Source organism: Neorhizobium petrolearium (assembly GCF_029854435.1).
Lineage (GTDB): Bacteria > Pseudomonadota > Alphaproteobacteria > Rhizobiales > Rhizobiaceae > Neorhizobium > Neorhizobium petrolearium.
In genome coordinates, this window is sequence record NZ_CP123000.1 from 584,829 (window position 1) to 601,254 (window position 16,426).

19 protein-coding genes are annotated in these 16,426 nt (G+C 61.7%); 9 read left to right on the forward strand and 10 right to left on the reverse strand.

Features of this window, described 5'->3' with window-relative positions:
- Positions 1-3: 3 nt before the first annotated feature.
- The 4 genes from QEO92_RS02975 to thrC are packed head-to-tail and all read right to left on the reverse strand — an operon-like array spanning position 4 to position 6,272.
- Complete coding sequence (locus QEO92_RS02975; protein WP_227702103.1) at positions 4-2,916, reverse strand: EAL domain-containing protein; 2,913 nt, start codon at positions 2,914-2,916, stop codon at positions 4-6.
- Positions 2,913-3,524, reverse strand: coding sequence for a GNAT family N-acetyltransferase (locus QEO92_RS02980; protein ID WP_227702104.1), 612 nt, complete (start codon positions 3,522-3,524; stop codon positions 2,913-2,915). Before QEO92_RS02980 ends, QEO92_RS02975 begins: the two co-directional genes overlap by 4 nt.
- Positions 3,525-3,542: 18 nt before the next feature.
- Positions 3,543-4,841: a M16 family metallopeptidase gene (locus QEO92_RS02985; protein WP_227702105.1), complete on the reverse strand. Its 1,299-nt coding sequence runs from the start codon at positions 4,839-4,841 to the stop codon at positions 3,543-3,545.
- Positions 4,842-4,871: 30 nt separating this feature from the next.
- A complete protein-coding gene (thrC, locus tag QEO92_RS02990) occupies positions 4,872-6,272 on the reverse strand; it encodes a threonine synthase (protein ID WP_200884012.1) in 1,401 nt (466 codons plus the stop codon).
- A gap of 139 nt (positions 6,273-6,411) precedes the next feature.
- Here thrC and QEO92_RS02995 point away from each other — a divergent pair, with 139 nt between their 5' ends.
- Positions 6,412-6,972: a PilZ domain-containing protein gene (locus QEO92_RS02995; RefSeq protein WP_227705072.1), complete on the forward strand. Its 561-nt coding sequence runs from the start codon at positions 6,412-6,414 to the stop codon at positions 6,970-6,972.
- 27 nt (positions 6,973-6,999) lie between these two features.
- Here QEO92_RS02995 and QEO92_RS03000 read toward each other — a convergent pair whose 3' ends face one another.
- Positions 7,000-7,689, reverse strand: a complete 690-nt coding sequence (locus QEO92_RS03000) for an HAD family hydrolase (RefSeq protein ID WP_227702106.1) — start codon at positions 7,687-7,689, stop codon at positions 7,000-7,002.
- A gap of 155 nt (positions 7,690-7,844) precedes the next feature.
- On the opposite strand from QEO92_RS03000, the gene QEO92_RS03005 reads away from it, so the two are divergent.
- From QEO92_RS03005 to QEO92_RS03015, 3 genes are all read left to right on the forward strand, one after another.
- Entirely contained in the window at positions 7,845-8,513 is a 669-nt protein-coding gene (locus QEO92_RS03005) for a GntR family transcriptional regulator (RefSeq protein WP_037158044.1), read from the forward strand.
- 189 nt (positions 8,514-8,702) lie between these two features.
- Positions 8,703-9,290, forward strand: a complete 588-nt coding sequence (locus QEO92_RS03010) for a biotin transporter BioY (RefSeq protein ID WP_227702107.1) — start codon at positions 8,703-8,705, stop codon at positions 9,288-9,290.
- A complete protein-coding gene (locus QEO92_RS03015) occupies positions 9,290-9,763 on the forward strand; it encodes a DUF1284 domain-containing protein (protein ID WP_227702108.1) in 474 nt (157 codons plus the stop codon). Before QEO92_RS03010 ends, QEO92_RS03015 begins: the two co-directional genes overlap by 1 nt.
- On the opposite strand, the gene QEO92_RS03020 is transcribed toward QEO92_RS03015, so the two are convergent.
- Positions 9,714-10,397, reverse strand: coding sequence for an ArsR/SmtB family transcription factor (locus QEO92_RS03020; RefSeq protein WP_037158037.1), 684 nt, complete (start codon positions 10,395-10,397; stop codon positions 9,714-9,716). The two genes, QEO92_RS03015 and QEO92_RS03020, sit on opposite strands and share 50 nt — an antisense overlap.
- 70 nt (positions 10,398-10,467) lie before the next feature.
- Between QEO92_RS03020 and QEO92_RS03025 the strand changes: the two genes are divergently transcribed.
- Together QEO92_RS03025 and QEO92_RS03030 are read left to right on the forward strand one after the other, a co-directional pair.
- Positions 10,468-10,797, forward strand: a complete 330-nt coding sequence (locus QEO92_RS03025; RefSeq protein ID WP_037158034.1) for an NIPSNAP family protein — start codon at positions 10,468-10,470, stop codon at positions 10,795-10,797.
- Positions 10,794-11,141, forward strand: a complete 348-nt coding sequence (locus QEO92_RS03030; protein ID WP_037158031.1) for an antibiotic biosynthesis monooxygenase family protein — start codon at positions 10,794-10,796, stop codon at positions 11,139-11,141. Before QEO92_RS03025 ends, QEO92_RS03030 begins: the two co-directional genes overlap by 4 nt.
- A gap of 7 nt (positions 11,142-11,148) precedes the next feature.
- Here the strand turns inward: QEO92_RS03030 and QEO92_RS03035 are convergent, their stop codons facing one another.
- The gene (locus QEO92_RS03035; RefSeq protein ID WP_227702109.1) at positions 11,149-11,601 is read right to left on the reverse strand and encodes a hypothetical protein; all 453 of its coding nucleotides are present in this window, start codon (positions 11,599-11,601) and stop codon (positions 11,149-11,151) included.
- Positions 11,598-11,789, reverse strand: a complete 192-nt coding sequence (locus QEO92_RS03040; RefSeq protein ID WP_227702110.1) for a hypothetical protein — start codon at positions 11,787-11,789, stop codon at positions 11,598-11,600. The genes QEO92_RS03035 and QEO92_RS03040 overlap by 4 nt, the downstream gene beginning before the upstream one ends.
- Before the next feature lie 180 nt (positions 11,790-11,969).
- Here QEO92_RS03040 and QEO92_RS03045 point away from each other — a divergent pair, with 180 nt between their 5' ends.
- A complete protein-coding gene (locus tag QEO92_RS03045) occupies positions 11,970-13,100 on the forward strand; it encodes a site-specific DNA-methyltransferase (protein ID WP_227702111.1) in 1,131 nt (376 codons plus the stop codon).
- A 113-nt stretch (positions 13,101-13,213) separates the two neighbouring features.
- Here QEO92_RS03045 and QEO92_RS03050 read toward each other — a convergent pair whose 3' ends face one another.
- On the reverse strand, positions 13,214-13,828 hold the full coding sequence (locus QEO92_RS03050; protein ID WP_227702112.1) for an HAD family hydrolase: 615 nt from the start codon (positions 13,826-13,828) through the stop codon (positions 13,214-13,216).
- A 19-nt stretch (positions 13,829-13,847) separates the two neighbouring features.
- The gene (gene mutY, locus QEO92_RS03055) at positions 13,848-14,933 is read right to left on the reverse strand and encodes an A/G-specific adenine glycosylase (protein ID WP_227702113.1); all 1,086 of its coding nucleotides are present in this window, start codon (positions 14,931-14,933) and stop codon (positions 13,848-13,850) included.
- Positions 14,934-15,032: 99 nt separating this feature from the next.
- On the opposite strand from mutY, the gene QEO92_RS03060 reads away from it, so the two are divergent.
- Complete coding sequence (locus QEO92_RS03060) at positions 15,033-15,542, forward strand: DUF721 domain-containing protein (RefSeq protein ID WP_227702114.1); 510 nt, start codon at positions 15,033-15,035, stop codon at positions 15,540-15,542.
- Positions 15,543-15,688: 146 nt separating this feature from the next.
- Positions 15,689-16,393, forward strand: a complete 705-nt coding sequence (locus QEO92_RS03065; RefSeq protein ID WP_227702115.1) for a DsbA family protein — start codon at positions 15,689-15,691, stop codon at positions 16,391-16,393.
- Positions 16,394-16,426 lie beyond the last annotated feature (33 nt).

Here is a 16,426-nt window from a genome sequence, read left to right on the forward strand (position 1 = left end):
AGATTACGCCCGTTTCGTCAGCGGAAATCGTTCCTTCAGCAGCTTGAGCACGGCGTCTGCCGGGGCGGGTGGGCCGAAAAGATAGCTCTGGCCGAAATGGCAGCCCATCTTGGCGAGTTCCGCTGCATCCTCGTCGGTCTCTATACCTTCCGCCACCACTGTCATTTCGAGCGCCCGGGCCATGGCGATCACCGATCGTAGCAGGACTGCCCGCTTTTCCGTGGCATCCCTGACCAGAGCCTTGTCGAGCTTGATCGTGTCGAAGGGGAATTGCGTGAGATAGGCAAGCGAGGAATAGCCGGTGCCGAAATCGTCGAGCGCCAGGCTGAGGCCCGTCTCCTTGAGCTTGGCAAGCACGAGGCGCGCCTGCTCCGGATTTTCCATCATCAGCGATTCGGTGAGTTCCAGCTTGATCTGGCCCGGATTGATCTGCGTCTTCTGGAACAGAGTCCTCACGTCGTTGTAGAGTTCGGCGTTCAGAAGCTGTGCGCTCGACAGGTTGACCGAGACGAAGATCGGCAGCTCGCCCGTCTGCTGCTGCCAGTTCATCAGGTCGGAGGCGGCGCGGTCCATGGCGAACAGGCCGAGCGGTTCGATCAGATCCGACATCTCTGCGATCGGGATGAATTCCGAGGGCGGTATGCTGCCGCGCTTTGGGTGGTCCCACCGCATCAGCGCCTCGAAACCGGCGACTTCACCATCCGTCAACCGGATGATCGGCTGGTAGGCGAGCGACAGTTCCTTGCGTTCGATAGCGCGGCGGAGATCCGTCTCGATCTGCAGTTTATCGGTGCCGGAGGTGCGGAAGGCGGGGCGGAAGGGCTCGACGCGGTTGCCGCCGCCCCGTTTTGCCCGGTACATGGCAAGCTCGGCATCGGCGAGCATGCCGGCAGCGCTTTCCTGCTGGTCGACCCAGGAGGAAAGCCCGATCGAGGCGGTCAGGATGATTTCGCGATTGGCGAAGTTGATCGGCACCATGATCGCCTTGGAAACGGCATCGGCGAAGTCCGCCACCTTGGCCGGGTCCCGTTCGGATACGAGAATGAGGCCGAACTGGTCGCCGGCAAGCCGCGCCAGCGTATCCTGCGGTTTGAGAAGGCGTCGGAGCCGCCTCGTCAGCGCGATCAGGATGTTGTCGCCTGCTGCGATTCCCAGCGAATCGTTGACCTGCTTGTAGCGGTCGATATCGATTGCCATGACGGTCGGCCGCACGGTATCGCCGTTGGGCGCAAGCGTCAGCACGGATTGAAGGCGATCGAGGAAAACCTGACGGTTCGGCAGGCCGGTGAGATTGTCGTGCAGGGCGTCCTGCAACAGGCGTTCGACGGAATTCCTCTGTTCGGTAGTGTCGACGATCGTGCCGACGCAGCGGATGATCTCGCCGTTCAAGCCGAGCACCGGCCGGGCACGGATATGCAGCCAGTGGAAATGACCGTCCTCGGCGCGAATGCGGAATTCGTGGTTCAGCCGGCCGCGGCGATGTTCGAGAAGCACGTCGAGCGTGGCGCGGAAACGGTCGCGGTCGTCCGGGTGGAGCCGCGGCACCCAGTTGCGCACCGGTCCGTGCATGGCGCCGGGGTCCAGTCCGAGGCGGGCGGAAATATCCGGCGTCGTGACGACGCGGTCGCGTGCCACGTCCCAGTCCCAGACGGTATCACCGCTGCCCGTCAGCGCCAGCGACTGCCGTTCGAGATCGGAGAACAGGCCTTGCTGATAGGCGCCGCCGGCAAAGGCGTGCTGCATCACCGTGAAGCCGATCAGGAGAACAATCAGGACGAGGCCTCCGCCGAGCGCCGGCTGGACGATATCGTTGTCGAGCCTCCCGGTCACCGTCATCCAGCTGCCGAACAGCCAGACGAGGATCAGCGCCCAGGTGGGCACGAGCAGGATCGCCCGGTCATAGCGGTTGAAGCCGAGATAGATGATGAGCAGGATGCCGACCGTGCCGGTCAGTGCGAAGGAAAGACGGGCGATGCCGGCTGCGACAGACGGGTCATAGATTGCCACGCCGCCGAGCAGTACGAGCCCGACGATCCAGGCGAGCGTCGCATAGCCCAGATGCACGTGCCAGCGGTTGAGGTTCAGGTAGGTGAACAGGAAGATGACAAGCGAGGAGGCGAGCGCCACTTCGGCACCCGCGCGCCAGATGCGCTGGTCGCTCGCGGTGATGGTGATCAGCTTGTCGAGGAAACCGAAGTCGACGCAGATGTAGGCGAGGACCGCCCAGGCAAGCGCCGCCGCCGCCGGCAGCATGGAAGTGCCCTTCACCACGAAGAGGATGGTCAGAAAGACGGCGAGCAGGCCGGCAATGCCGAGCACGATGCCGCGATAGAGCGTGAACGAGTTGACCGTGTCTTTGTACGCATCTGGTTGCCATAGGTAGATCTGAGGCAGCGAAGGTGTGGCAAGTTCCGCGACGAAGGTGATGGTTGAACCGGGATTGAGCGTGATGCGGAAGACGTCCGCATCCGGGCTAGGCACCCGGTCCAGCGCAAACCCTTCCGACGGCGTGATGGAGATGATGCGCTGCGAACCGAGATCCGGCCAGAACATCTTGGAGTTCACCAGGCGGAAGTGCGGCGCGACGATCACCCGTTCGAGCTGTTCTTCCGACACGTTGGAAAGTGCGAAGACCGCCCAGTCGCCCTGGTGACGGGGAGAGCTGGCGCGCACCTCGATACGGCGGCGGATGCCATCGGCGCCGGCAGCGGTGGAGACCTGAAAGGCCTCGCCCTGATTGGTGTAGATATCGGTCGTCTTGGTGAGGTCGAGCGCCGTGTCGTCACGCGAGATTTTGACCGGCTCCGCCGCCTGGGCCACGGGCGCTGCAGCGAGCACCAAGAGGGCGACAAGGAAGGCGAAGAGCCCCGGAAGCCAGCGGATCAACGAGCGAACGCACAAGAGACGGGCGCTCATGGTTTCAGCATCTTCCCGAATTCACCATCTTCCGGCAGCCGGGAAAACATCAGGTGGTCGCGCCATTCGCCGTTGATTTTGAGATATTTCCGCAAAAGACCTTCCCGCTCGAAGCCGGCTTTTTCGAGAAGCCGGACACTTTTCCAATTCTCCGGAATACAGGCTGCCTCAATTCGGTGCAACTGAAGCCCGCCGTAGATATAGGGGATAGCCAACTTCAATGCGGCCAACATATGGCCTTGCCTCGCATGTTTTTCACCCATCCAGTATCCGATCATGCAGCTTTGCGCAGCACCTCTGCGGATATAACCGATGGTGAGGCCGCCGAGCAGCACGTCATCCTCCCGGCGGAAGAGGAGGAGCGGTACGGCGAGGCCCGACGCATATTCCTGCCCGCTTCTGATGACGCGGGCGCGGAACGAAGCCTCGGTCAGTTCGTCCGGCCGCCAGACCGGCTCCCAGGGCTGCAGGAAGGCTCGGCTTTCCGAACGCAGCTTGTACCATTGCCTGTAGTCGGAGTGGCGCGGAAGCCGGAGCAGGTGGTTTTCGCCATAAAGCTCTGGTGTGTCCGGCTGCCGCGACAAGAACCGAAACACCGACTTTGCCATGCCATGCTCCAGCCGGAATCAGCCGGCAGCCTTCTTCGTCTGGAACCCTGGCGAGGAAAGCGCCGTGGTGATGTCGGCCAACGGCGCGAGTTGCTCGATCGGGCCGACGGCGGATAATGTCGGAACTGTATCGAAAAACAGCCGTCCGGCAAGATCGGTGAGCCGTTCGGTGGTGATGCCGGCAAGTCTTTCCATCATTTCGGGGTTGGGGATTGGCCGCCCGTAAAGCATCATCTGCCGGGCGATCTGGCCGGCGCGCGCCGCCGGGCTTTCCTGGCCCATCAGGAGCTGGGCGCGGATCTGGGCGCGGGCGCGGTCGATTTCCTGCTGGTCGATCGTTTCGGATGCCTTGCGCAACTCATCGATCACGACCGGTACAAGGTTCGGCAGGTCGTCGCCGCCGGTGGCGGCATGGATGCCGAAGATGCCGGTATCGGAAAAGCCCCAGTGGAAGGCATAGACCGAATAGCAGAGGCCGCGATGCTCTCGCACTTCCTGGAAGAGGCGCGACGACATGCCGCCGCCCAGGATGTTCGCGAGAATTTGCGAACAGTAAAAGTCGCGCATGTGATAGGCCTTGCCTTCGAAGCCGATCAGGAGTTGCGCGTCCATGAGGTCGCGGTCTTCGCGCACGTCGCCACCGATGTACCGGGCGGTTTCCAGCACGGGAGTGGTGCTCGGCGTCCGGGGCAGCCTCGCGAAGCGTTCTTCCACCTGCTTGCAGAAGGCTCCGTGATCGACGGCGCCGGCGGCCACCACGAACATCCGGTCGGTCGTGTAGTTGCGCGAGAGATAGTTGCGGATCTGCGCGGGTGTGAAGCCTTTCACCGTTTCTGGCGTGCCGAGGATCGGCCTGCCGATCGTCTGGCCGCGATAGGCGGCCTCGGAGAAGCGGTCGAAAATGATGTCGTCCGGCGTATCGTTGGCCGCGCCGATCTCCTGCAGAATGACATGTTTTTCGCGGCGCAGTTCTTCCTCGTCGAATTCCGATTCCGTCAGGATGTCGGCGAGGATATCGACTGCGAGAGGCACATGATCCTTCAGCACGCGGGCGTAATAGGAGGTGGTCTCGGTGGACGTGGCGGCGTTGAGTTCGCCACCGACATTTTCGATTTCCTCGGCGATATCGCGGGCGCTGCGGCGCGCGGTGCCTTTGAAGGCCATGTGCTCGAGGAGGTGGGCGATCCCGTGCTCGTCCTCGGTCTCGTTACGCGAACCGGACTTGATCCAGACACCCAGCGCAACGCTCTCCAGATGGGGCATGGTCTCGGTGACGACTGTCAGCCCGGAGGAAAGCCGGGTGATTTCTACATTCATCTTTATGTCTTTCCGGCGCTACCGACGACTTCAAGCGCGGGCATGCTGGCCGATGAAGGTTTCGACGGCCTTAAGCTCAGGCTCCAAGATATCGAAGCGCTCCTCCCTTTCCATAAGATCAGCAAGCCATGATGGAAGCGCCGGATCAATTCCGCAAGCGGATTTTACCGCAGCCGGGAATTTGGCCGGATGCGCGGTGGCAAGCGTCACCATCGGACTCGAGCCTCGGGCGTTCTTCTTCGCAACGAAAACACCGGTCGCCGTATGGGGGTCGATGAGGTAGCCTGTTTCGGCAAGCGTCTCTCGGATTGTCGCGGCCACCTGGCGTTCCGTCGCCCGTCCGGCGCGGAATTCGCGCTTGATGGCCTTGAGCGCCTCAGGCTTGATTTCGAAGGCCCCGGACTGTTTCAGGCCTGCCATGGACGACCGCACCGCGGCAGCGTCGCGGCCACAGGATTCAAACAGCAGCCGCTCGAAATTCGAGGAAATCTGGATGTCCATCGAAGGCGAGGTGGTCGCCTTGACACCCTTCATCTCGTAGCGGCCGCTCTTCAGCGCGCGGGCGAGGATGTCGTTGTCGTTGGTGGCGATCACCAGCCGGTCGATCGGCAGGCCCATCTTCTTTGCGACGTAGCCGGCGAAAATGTCGCCGAAATTGCCGGTCGGCACCGTGAAGGAGATCTTTCGGTCCGGCCCGCCGAGCGAAACAGCGGCGGTGAAGTAATAGACCACCTGGGCCATGATGCGGGCCCAGTTGATCGAATTGACGCCCGAAAGCTTCAGGCGGTCGCGGAAGGCTGCGTCGTTGAACATCTCTTTGACGAGGTTCTGGCAGTCGTCGAAATTGCCCTTGATCGCCAGCGCATGCACGTTGGCCGCTTTCGACGTGGTCATCTGCCGCTGCTGCACGGGCGAGACCTTGCCATGCGGGAAGAGGATGAAGATGTCGGTGCGCTCGCGTCCGGCGAAGGCGTCGATGGCCGCTCCCCCCGTATCGCCAGAGGTGGCGCCGACGATGGTGGCGCGCTCGCCGCGCTCGGCGAGAACGTAATCCATCAGCCGCGCCAGCAATTGCATCGCCACGTCCTTGAAGGCAAGCGTCGTGCCGTGGAAGAGTTCGAGCACGAAATCGTTGGGGCCGGTCTGGACAAGCGGCACCACGGCCGGATGCCGGAACGTGGCATAGGCCTCGTCGATCATCGCCTTGAACACGTCATCCGGAATCTCGCCGTCGACGAAATGTTTGAGGACCTCGAAGGCGATTTCCTGGTAGCTCTTGCCGCGCAGCGCGCGGATCTCCTTCTTCGTCAGCACCGGCCATTCGCGTGGCACGTAAAGGCCGCCGTCGCGTGCGAGCCCGGCCAGCATGGCATCCCTGAAACGGAGGGACGCGGCTTCGCCCCGGGTAGAAATGTAGTCCACGACCTTCAATCCCCAATCGATTTTTATTCGCGCCGCTGATATAGACCATGAAAATGTGCGGTGAAAGAGCGGAAAACGGCGCTCCGGTTCTCCGAAAGGCAATGCCCGGAAATGGGCTGGAACGTGGGATGGAAGAGGGTTGAGTAGAGTGTTTGGCAAGATTTCACGTGGTCTTCTGGCGGCATCGTTCGTGGCGGCTCTCGCAGGTTGCAATTCCTCATCATCCACCGAAGGGTTGACCTCCGCCGCGCAGGCCCAGCAGCCGGTGACCCCCGTCGTGCAGGCTTACTGCCCACAGGTGGTCATGCTGGACCAGACCGCCGTATACCGTGCCTATGCGCGCGGCGGCCAGGATAATCCGGAAAAGCTGCTCTACCAGGCCTCGCTCGCCGACGCGACGCGCCAATGCACCGCCAACGAAACGACGCTGACCATCAATATGGTCGCCCAGGGTCGCATCGTGCAGGGTCCCGCGGGTACGCCCGGCAAGGTCACGCTGCCGGTGCTCGTCGAAGTGATCGACGGCGACAATGTCATCTACTCACAGAAGATGGCATTCCCGGTCGACATGCCGGCTGGCGGCACGCAGTTCATCTTCAACAAGCCGGACGTGCAGATTCCGAATGCGCCGGGCGGCGCCTCGCGCTTCACCCGCGTGCGTCTCGGCTTCGAGACGGGCCCGGCAAAGAAGCCGGCCCGTCGGAGCTGATACCATCTCCTGACCGAACGGGCCGGTTCAGAGCGCGCCGCTCCATTCCCCGAGTGCTGCGACCACGGCCGGCAGGTCCATCATGCGCGAGATCACGGTCTCCGCGCCGGCATCCGTCAGCCGGTCCGCATGGCTGGGATAGGTGTGCGACGCGCCGGTGAAGCCGACGACGCGCATGCCGGCGGCTTTCGCGCCATGGATGCCGTGGACGGAATCCTCGATGACAAGCACCCTGTCTGACGAAACCTTGAACTGTTCGGCGGCGTGCAGGAAGATATCCGGCTTCGGCTTCACCCGGTCACCCCCGAGATCCTTGGCCGAATAGATATGCGGTGCGAAATAGGGCTTGAGGCCGACCTTCTCCAGCATCATGTCGAGCCGGTGGCTGCTCGAATTGGAGCAGATGCAGCGCTGCGTCGTGAGGCGGGCAAGCGCGAATTTCACCCCGTCGATGATCTTTACGTCGCGGGCAAGGCGGGCGTCGAGCAGTTTCTCCGATTTGTCGAGCAGCGAGGCGGAAAGGGGTATGTTCGCTTCCTTCTCCACGGCCAGCAGGATGTTCTTCCAGGTCATGCCGGCGAAACGCTCGCCCATTTCCTCGATGCTGATCGGATAACCCGCTTCGGTGAGAAGCCGCGATTCGACCTGCGCCGCGATGATTTCGGAATCGACGAGCACGCCGTCACAGTCGAAAATGATGAGGTCGAAGCCGCTCATGATGGAAGCCTTGTGTGGATGGAATGCCTTATGCGGAAGTGAGGCGGGCCTTTTATACGACCGGGGCGAAAAGCTCAACCAATCCGCCTGCATGGCAGGTGCAAGCGAAGCGGGCGGCTCTCGACAAGGCAGGGATGGCCATCTAAGGAACGAACATGGGCAAGGAGCCGGAAGACACCATCGCCAGCCGCATCAGCCGGGTACTTGCCGATCGCATCGTGCGCGGCGAGCTCGCCGCGGGCGCACGTCTTCGCCAGGATCATATCGCCGAGGAATTCCAGACGAGCCACGTGCCGGTGCGCGAAGCCTTCCGGCGGTTGGAGGCGCAGGGGCTGGCGATCAGCGAGCCGCGCCGCGGCGTTCGCGTGGCATCCTTCGATCTCGCCGAAGTCCGCGAAGTGGCGGAAATGCGTGCCGCGCTGGAAGTGCTGGCGCTTCGCCATGCCGCGCGCCATCTGACGCCGGCCATCCTTGATGCGGCGGAAGAGGCGACCCGCGAGGGCGATGCGGCAGCCGACGTTCAGGCCTGGGAAGAGGCGAACCGCCGGTTCCACAACCTCATCCTCGCTCCCTGCGGCATGAAGCGGCTGCTTGCCTCGATCGACGACCTGCACGCAGCGAGCGCCCGTTTCCTGTTCTCCGCCTGGCAATCCGGCTGGGAGAAGCGGACCGACCACGATCATCGCGCCATTCTTGCCGCGCTACGTCAGGGAAGGGCGGAGGAGGCTGCGGCCATCCTCCAGAAGCATGTCCAATGGATCGGCCGCGGCCCGCAGCCTTCTCGGGCGGGTATGTCGCGCGAGACTTTCGCCATCGTCGGTTGATGATCAAAAATTATAGATAATTTATTTCCCTGCGAAATCTCTCAAAAGCGCCAGATATATCTGATTTTTTGATCTCTAACGCGTAGCGGCTGGCGATTGATCGCGACAAAGCCACTTGCGAAGGGTGTGAATGTGCTTCATGAAATAGATGGGAATCAAAATTATCTATAATTTGAAAAGGAGCGCTTGATGTCCCTGACCAATTCCCATGAAGCCCTTGCATTCGATCCGCTGCGGCTGGCCGGCAGGACCGTCCTGGCGAAGGTCGTGTTCGTGCTGGCCGGCACGCTCGCGCTGGCGATCGCCTCGCAGATTTCCGTGCCGATGGTGCCGGTGCCGGTCACCATGCAGACCTTCGCGGTGACCATGATCGGCGTGCTCTACGGCTGGCGGCTCGGCGCGGTGACGGTTCTCGCATGGCTCGGTGAAGCCATGCTCGGCGCCCCGGTTCTGGCGGGCGGCGCGGGCGGAATTGCTCCTTTCATGGGGGCTACGGCCGGTTATCTCTTTTCCTTCCCGCTGGTCGCCGCCGCAGCCGGCTCGCTTGCCGAGCGCGGCTGGACCGGGCGCCGCCTTGTCGCCAGCTTTTCGGCGCATCTGGCCGCAAACCTCTTGTGCCTAGCGCTCGGCTGGGTCTGGCTCGCGGCGTTGATCGGCGCTGAAAAGGCGTTCTGGGCCGGTGTTGCGCCCTTCATCCTCGGTGCGGCGCTGAAATCAGGTCTCGCGGCGGCCGTCCTGGCCGTGCTCGCCTCCCGCAATCGTACTGCGGCAGAGTAATGGTCAGGCTGCGGCCGCATCATCTTCTCTGCATGCTGACCTTTGTCGGCGAAGGCTACAATCCGGCCTTCGTCGCCAACTATCGCCGGATCGCAGCCCGGCTTTCCGCTGGCGAGCCGATCGAGATCGTCTCCGGCCCGGACGATATCTGCGCGCCGCTTCTGCGGGATGAGAATGCACATTGCCTCGCAGCATCGGTTGTCGGTCGTGATGCGGCGGCGCTTGCCGATCTTGGCAAGCTGCTTGGTTGTGAGCTTGAGGCAGGATCGGTGATCGCTTCCGATCCGGCGCTGCTCGATAGGCTGCGTGAAGCTTTTTCCGCCGGTTCGACGCGCCGCGCCTGCGCCGGTTGCGAATGGGGCGGGCTTTGCGACCGCATCGCGGGAGAGGGATATCAAGGGGCGCTGGTGCGGGGACGAAGGCTCAATCCGCCGGAAACAGCGCCAGGAATTTCCGCTCGCCCTCGGGCGTGAACAGCACGGCGCGGCTTTCGCCGCTGCGCCTTGCCCAGCCTTTTTCGAGGAAATGCGACAGCAGCGCCTTGCCGAGCGTGCCGGCAAGATGCGAGCGCCGCTCGCTCCAGTCGAGGCAGGATTTGCAGATCGGCCGGCGGCTGGAGGAAAGTGTTCCCACATCGATGCCGATCCTGCCGAGTTCCGTCCGGCCTTCCTCGGTCATCGCCAGGTTCTCGCCGTCGGTCGCAATCGCACCGCGCTTGACGAAACTATCAAGCATTCTGACGCCGTAGTCGCCGGCCAGGTGATCGTAGCAGACTCGCGCCTTGCGCAACGCCGGATCCTTCGGTCCGGGCTGGTGGCGCAGGTGCCCGCGGCTTGCGGCAAACCCCATGAGACTTTCGAGCAGTGCGCCGGCCGCCGCATCGGCCAGCGTGAAATAGCGATGCCGTCCCTGCTTGCGCTGGGCGATGAGACCGCCATCCTCCAGTTTCGAAAGATGCGAACTCGCCGTCTGCAGCGTCACGCCGGCTGCTTGCGCAAGCTCGGTCGCCGTCAGCGCCTGGCCGCCCATCAACGCCGTCAGCATGTTGGCGCGCGCGGGATCGCCGATCAATGTTCCGATGCGGGCAATGTCCGGACCTTCTTTCATACTTCGATCCTAACCGAAGCATCTTCGTTCGGCAATATGGCAAAACACCCTTGCAAGACAGGAGAAAGCCATGATCACGTGTTTCATTCGCTATGAGATCGACCCGTTCAGGAAAACGGAGTTCGCCGAATATGCCCGCAACTGGGGCCAGGCGATCCCGCGTTGCGGCGCCGACCTCATCGGTTATTTCGGCCCCCATGAAGGCTCGGCCACGACCGCCTACGGCGTCTATAATATCGAGAGCCTGGCGGCCTACGAAAGCTACCGCGCCCGGCTGGCGGCCGATCCGCTTGGTCAACAGAACTACGCCTTCGCAAAACGCGAGCGTTTTATTCTGAAGGAAGACCGGATCTTCCTGAAGAATGTGTCCACTCCCCACGGAGCTTTCGTAAAGCCATGATCGCCGTCATCTTCGAAGTCGTGCCCTATATGGGCGAACGCCACAAATATCTCGACCTTGCGGGAGAACTGCGCTCGGAACTCGAAAAGATCGATGGATTCATCTCGATCGAGCGGTTCGAGAGCCTCACCCTGCGCGGCAAACTCCTCTCGCTCTCCTTCTGGCGGGACGAGGAGGCGGTGCGCCAGTGGCGCAATCTGGAAGCCCACCGCGCCGCGCAACAGGCGGGACGTAACGGCATATTCGCCGATTATCGCCTCCGCATCGGCCATGTGCTGCGCGACTACGGCATGTTCGAGCGCGACGAGGCGCCGGAGGACAGCCGCAAGGTGCATGCGGCGTGAAGGAAGGTTAGCCGTCGCGTTTGATTAAGGCCAGCCGCCCGAGCTTGTGACTCTCTTCGAGATGGGCCTTGAGCATCTCGAACCAGTCTCCGGGCAAGACCCCGATGACACAGCTATCCTCTGCGTCCGGCCGGCTCGATAGCCAAGATGCCGGGCGCAGGTCGGGACTTGGCCAGACAAAGACATTGAGTTGGTCGGTATAAACCCAGGACGGTGCATCGCTGAGACCGAGATGCCGCAGCAGCTTTATCGGCATGGGCAAGGCCCGCTGAGCGGATCTGGGCTCGCTATGGGAAATACCGAGGCAATAGACGATCTGCTTGCCATCTTCGTGCGTGACCGAAAGGATGATGACGGCGGGACGCGCTTTCTCGCCGTCGTCTCGTATTCCGGATTGAGAATGCCAAAGATATTCGTAGGCGATGACGCTTCCGACAGGCGCAGAGCGTGGAATTTTCAAGAATTCTGATCCGGTTTCCGAGAGATGAGCTTGCCTTTCTCATCAAGATCATCGAGTTCGTAGGACGCGGTTGCCTCAATCTTGGCAATGCGGATCGCCGCCATTTCCGCTTCGCTGAGTTCGCCGGCGAACAGAACCTTTTTCGCTGGATATTCTTTCCGTTTTGCTGACGCTTTTGCGAAGGCCATGATTGCACTCCATCGTTGTTTCTAAAAGATACGATACGTATTGAAATGATCAAGTCAGTCGCTCTTTCCACGCCCTCGAATTTTTTCTCGAAATCGTTCAATGCTTTCAGCTTTTGGTAACCAAGCTGGGTAACCATAACGGCCAGTAAATTCGTTCGAGTACAGCGTAGCGAGTATCTTATGGCAGCAGTTCTTCCGCTGGCCGATCTGCAGGGGCAGGTCCGTCGGGTTTCCTGGCTCAACTCCATCATCAAGGGCGATTGCGTCGCCGCTCTGGAAGCGCTGCCGGATCACTCCGTCGATGCGATCTTTGCCGATCCTCCGTATAACCTTCAGCTTGGCGGCACGCTGCACCGTCCCGATCAGTCGCTGGTCGATGCTGTCGACGATGACTGGGACCAGTTTTCCTCCTTCGAGGTCTACGATGCCTTCACCCGCGCCTGGCTGCTCGCCTGCCGCCGTGTGCTGAAGCCGAACGGCACCATCTGGGTCATCGGCTCCTATCACAACATCTTCCGCGTCGGCGCGATCATGCAGGACCTGAATTTCTGGCTGCTCAACGATATCGTCTGGCGCAAGGTGAACCCGATGCCGAATTTCAAGGGCCGCCGGTTCCAGAACGCCCATGAAACGATGATCTGGGCAAGCCGTGACGCCAAGGCGAAAAGCTATACCTTCAACTATGATGCGCTGAAGGCGTCGAACGAAGACGTCCAGATGCGCTCCGACTGGCTCTTTCCGATCTGCTCCGGTTCCGAGCGCCTGAAGGATGACGATGGCAAGAAGGTCCACCCGACCCAGAAGCCGGAAGCGCTGCTTGCCCGCGTCATCATGTCGTCCACCAAGCCCGGCGACGTCATCCTCGACCCCTTCTTCGGTTCCGGAACGACCGGTGCGGTGGCGAAGCGTCTTGGCCGCAATTTCGTCGGAATCGAGCGAGAACAGGATTACATCGATGCCGCCGCCGCCCGCATCGCGGCCGTCGAACCGCTCGGCAAGGCGGAACTGACGGTCATGACCGGCAAGAAGGCCGAACCTCGCGTGGCCTTCAACGCGCTGATCGAGGCGGGTCTCGTCCGGCCAGGCCAGGTACTGACCGACGCAAGGCGTCGTTTCAGCGCCATCATCCGTGCCGACGGCACGCTTTCGGCGAACGGCGAGGCCGGCTCCATTCATCGCCTGGGCGCGAAAGTGCAGGGCTTTGATGCATGCAACGGATGGACGTTCTGGCACTTCGACGACGGGCAATCGCTCAAGCCCATCGATGAACTCAGGACCGTCATCCGCAACGACCTGGCAAAATTGGACTGATCCACCGGTCCCGCCAGATCGCACAAATTCCTTGCCCGGTCATGTACCTCTAGTCCCGGGTGAGGAGAATTGGCGCTCGGGGAGGCTGACCCCGGGCGCCATATTTCTTTCGGTCAGACCTCCACGCCGTAACCGGCGAGGTCCTTTCTAAGCGTTTCGGGATCCTTGAAATGCACCGCCTGCCAGCCGGCGGCGCGGGCGCCTTCCACATTCGGGTAGGAATCGTCGATGAAGATCGTCGCTTCGGGAACGAGGCCGAAATCGCGGGCATGCCTTTCGTAGATCGCCACGTCCGGCTTGATGAGGCCGATCTCGCCGGAAACGGTGACGCCCCGCGGCTTGTCCAGGAAGGGAAACAGTTTCCTGGCGTCGACGAATGTGTCGGCGGCGAAGTTGGTCAGCATCGTCACGTCGCGACCGCCGTCGATCAGGCCTTCCATGATCGCCACCGAGCCGTCATAGGCATGCGGAACCATCTCGTGCCAGTATTTGCGGAAGGCGCGGATCTGTTCCTCGCGCTCGGGATGTTCGGCGATCAGCAGCGCTTCGGCATCTTCCCACGTGCGGCCGCGGTCCTGTTCCAGATTCCATTCATGGGTGCAGACGTTGAGGAAGAACCATTTGCGTTCTTCTTCATCGGGGATGATGCGGCTGAAGGGAATGTTCGGATCGTAGTGGATCAGCACCTTGCCGATGTCGAAGACGATGTGGTCGATCGTGGCCGCCATTGAGTATTCCTTGAAAGAATCAGTTCGGATGTTTTTCGAAGGCTCGCGAAATAGCCTGCGCAATTGCTTTTTTCATGACAGTCGGCAATGCCTGGGCCTCAAGATTTGTGACCGGCTCCCACCACCCGTCATCGACGGCGACCTTCTCGGTCAGCGCCCGGAAGACGGAAAGCCTGAGTTCGAAATGGGTGAAGACATGGACGACCGTGCCGCAGGCTTCCCAGCCGGCAGGAAAGGGAGCATGGTCTGCCGTCGTGCCGCCGTCCACCCGCGAAGTCCAGGCAGTGGTTGGCACTTCCGTCATGCCGCCGAGCAAGCCGCTTTCGATGCGGCGCTTTAAAAGCGCTTCGCCCCCGGGCGTCACGGCGACGAAGGCCGCGCCGAACCGAACCGGCTTTTCCTTCTTCGCCGCCTTGACCGGAAAGCTCTCCGGGTCGTGTTCGGCAAAGGCAAGACAGTCGTCACGGAAGGGACAGAGTGCACAGGTCGGCCTTTTGGGGGTGCAGATGGTGGCACCGAGATCCATCATCGCCTGGGCGAAGTCGCCCGGCCGATCCGAAGGCGTCAGTTCGGCGACCCTGGCCTTCATCAAGGGCTTGGAGCCCGGCAGCGGCGCATCGATGGCGTGGAGCCGCGAGATCACCCGCTCCACATTGCCGTCCATCACGGCGGACTGCCGGTTGAAGGCGATCGCCGCAATGGCCGCTGACGTATAGTCGCCGATGCCGGGAAGCGCCCTCAGTCCTTCCTCCGTATCCGGGAAGACGCCGCCATGTTCCAGGGCCACTGTCTCGGCGCATTTCTTGAGGTTGCGGGCGCGAGCGTAGTATCCGAGCCCGGCCCAGGCGGCCATCACGTCCTCGACCGGGGCGGCCGCCAGATCGGTCACCTTGGGCCAGAGCGCCAGGAATTTGGCGAAATAGGGTTTGACGGCCTGCACGGTCGTCTGCTGCAGCATCACTTCCGAGAGCCAGACATGGTAGGGATCGGCCCGTTTTCCGGCCTTCGCGGCAGCCGGGTTCACCCGCCAGGGCAATTCCCGGTGGTGCCGGTCGTACCAGGAAAGAAGCTTCGGGGCATGGAGTGCGGGGAGCGTCTGGAGCATCGTTTGCCGTTACGGGAGGAGATGCCCTATACTTGAAACAGGAATGCGCCGCCATCAAGGATGGCGCGGACGAATGCGGCCAGGAATCCGACAAGAGCGATGAGTTATCCAAAGAAAGGCGCCCGGCGAGGCGTCGTCCAGATTTCCGAGGTCGCGAACGGCATCATCGATCCGGTGCTGGCCCGCCGTGCCGGCATATCGACGGCGCTGCTCGGCTCCTGGGACGAGATCGCCGGCGAGGGTTTTGCCGATTGCACGCGGCCGGAGAAGATCGTCTGGCCGCGCAATGATGGGTATGGCGAAACGAGTTATCAGCCCGGCGTTTTGACGATTGCCTGCGAAGGCGCTCGCGCGCTGTTTCTCACCCATGCCCAGGGCGAACTGATCGCCCGCATCAACGGCTTTTTCGGTTTTCCCGCTGTTCGGCAGATCCGCATCGTCCAGAAGCCCGTCTCGCCAACCTCCAGACATCCGAAGCGGCCGCCGCCGCTGAAGGGCGAGGCGGCGAGACGCCTCGAAACGATGATGGAAGGCATCGAAAGCGAGGCGCTGAAAAAGGCGGTGGCCCGGCTGGGCACCGCCGTCCTGCAGAAGAAGCGCAAGGCATGAACGCGGGGAACCTTGCGTTCATCTCTGATACACTTTCGATTTGTCACAATTCTTTGAAGAGTTTTGCCTATCGACAGCTTGTTCGCGTTCGGGTGCCGCGATACGGAATGTCAAACAATTCGAGCTCTCTCGCACACGGGTGTTCCATGCAGATGAACGATATCACCACCACCAGGCGCGCACTTCTCGGCGGAGGGGCCGCGGCCGCTCTTTGCCTGGTGCTACCGCTCGGCGCTTCACAAGCCTTCGCGCAGGAAATGCCGGAATCGCAAGGCGACGTGGATATGGCCGAGGCGCTGAAGCCTGGTCCGCTGGCGGAAATGGCGCTCGGTGAAGAGAACGCCCCGGTGAAAATCATCGAATACATGTCGATGACCTGCCCGCATTGCGCCAATTTCCACAACAATACCTTCGAGGCCATCAAGACCAAGTATATCGATAGCGGCAAAGTCCGCTTCATCATCCGCGAGTTCCCGTTCGATCCGGTTGCGACGGCCGCCTTCATGCTGGCCCGCTGCAATCCGCAGAACCCGCAGGAGCTTTCGACGCCTGCCCAATATTTCCCGATGGTTTCGATGCTCTTCAAGCAGCAGCGCGCCTGGGCCGCTCCGGCCGACGGCAATGTCCGCAATGCCCTGCTTCAGAGCGTCAAACTGGCAGGTTACTCACAGCAGAGTTTCGAGGCTTGCTTGACGAACCAGAAGCTTCTCGATGAAGTAAACGAGGTCGTGAAGCGGGGCGCGGACAAATTTGGTGTGAATTCCACGCCGACCTTCCTGATCAACGGCAAGAAGTATTCGGGAGACATGTCGGTTGAATCCATGTCCAAGCTCATCGACAGCCTGTTGTGAGCACACCTTCCCTGAAGGGAAGGTGAGGGGCGC

Coding starts and splice junctions, on each gene's coding strand:
- QEO92_RS02975 (WP_227702103.1), bottom strand. CDS start 2,916: ATGAGCGCCCGTCTCTTGTGCGTTCGCTCGTTGATCCGCTGGCTTCCG.
- QEO92_RS02980 (WP_227702104.1), bottom strand. CDS start 3,524: ATGGCAAAGTCGGTGTTTCGGTTCTTGTCGCGGCAGCCGGACACACCA.
- QEO92_RS02985 (WP_227702105.1), bottom strand. CDS start 4,841: ATGAATGTAGAAATCACCCGGCTTTCCTCCGGGCTGACAGTCGTCACC.
- QEO92_RS03000 (WP_227702106.1), bottom strand. CDS start 7,689: ATGAGCGGCTTCGACCTCATCATTTTCGACTGTGACGGCGTGCTCGTC.
- QEO92_RS03005 (WP_037158044.1), top strand. CDS start 7,845: ATGGGCAAGGAGCCGGAAGACACCATCGCCAGCCGCATCAGCCGGGTA.
- QEO92_RS03010 (WP_227702107.1), top strand. CDS start 8,703: ATGTCCCTGACCAATTCCCATGAAGCCCTTGCATTCGATCCGCTGCGG.
- QEO92_RS03015 (WP_227702108.1), top strand. CDS start 9,290: ATGGTCAGGCTGCGGCCGCATCATCTTCTCTGCATGCTGACCTTTGTC.
- QEO92_RS03020 (WP_037158037.1), bottom strand. CDS start 10,397: ATGAAAGAAGGTCCGGACATTGCCCGCATCGGAACATTGATCGGCGAT.
- QEO92_RS03025 (WP_037158034.1), top strand. CDS start 10,468: ATGATCACGTGTTTCATTCGCTATGAGATCGACCCGTTCAGGAAAACG.
- QEO92_RS03030 (WP_037158031.1), top strand. CDS start 10,794: ATGATCGCCGTCATCTTCGAAGTCGTGCCCTATATGGGCGAACGCCAC.
- QEO92_RS03040 (WP_227702110.1), bottom strand. CDS start 11,789: ATGGCCTTCGCAAAAGCGTCAGCAAAACGGAAAGAATATCCAGCGAAA.
- QEO92_RS03045 (WP_227702111.1), top strand. CDS start 11,970: ATGGCAGCAGTTCTTCCGCTGGCCGATCTGCAGGGGCAGGTCCGTCGG.
- QEO92_RS03050 (WP_227702112.1), bottom strand. CDS start 13,828: ATGGCGGCCACGATCGACCACATCGTCTTCGACATCGGCAAGGTGCTG.
- mutY (WP_227702113.1), bottom strand. CDS start 14,933: ATGCTCCAGACGCTCCCCGCACTCCATGCCCCGAAGCTTCTTTCCTGG.
- QEO92_RS03060 (WP_227702114.1), top strand. CDS start 15,033: ATGAGTTATCCAAAGAAAGGCGCCCGGCGAGGCGTCGTCCAGATTTCC.
- QEO92_RS03065 (WP_227702115.1), top strand. CDS start 15,689: ATGCAGATGAACGATATCACCACCACCAGGCGCGCACTTCTCGGCGGA.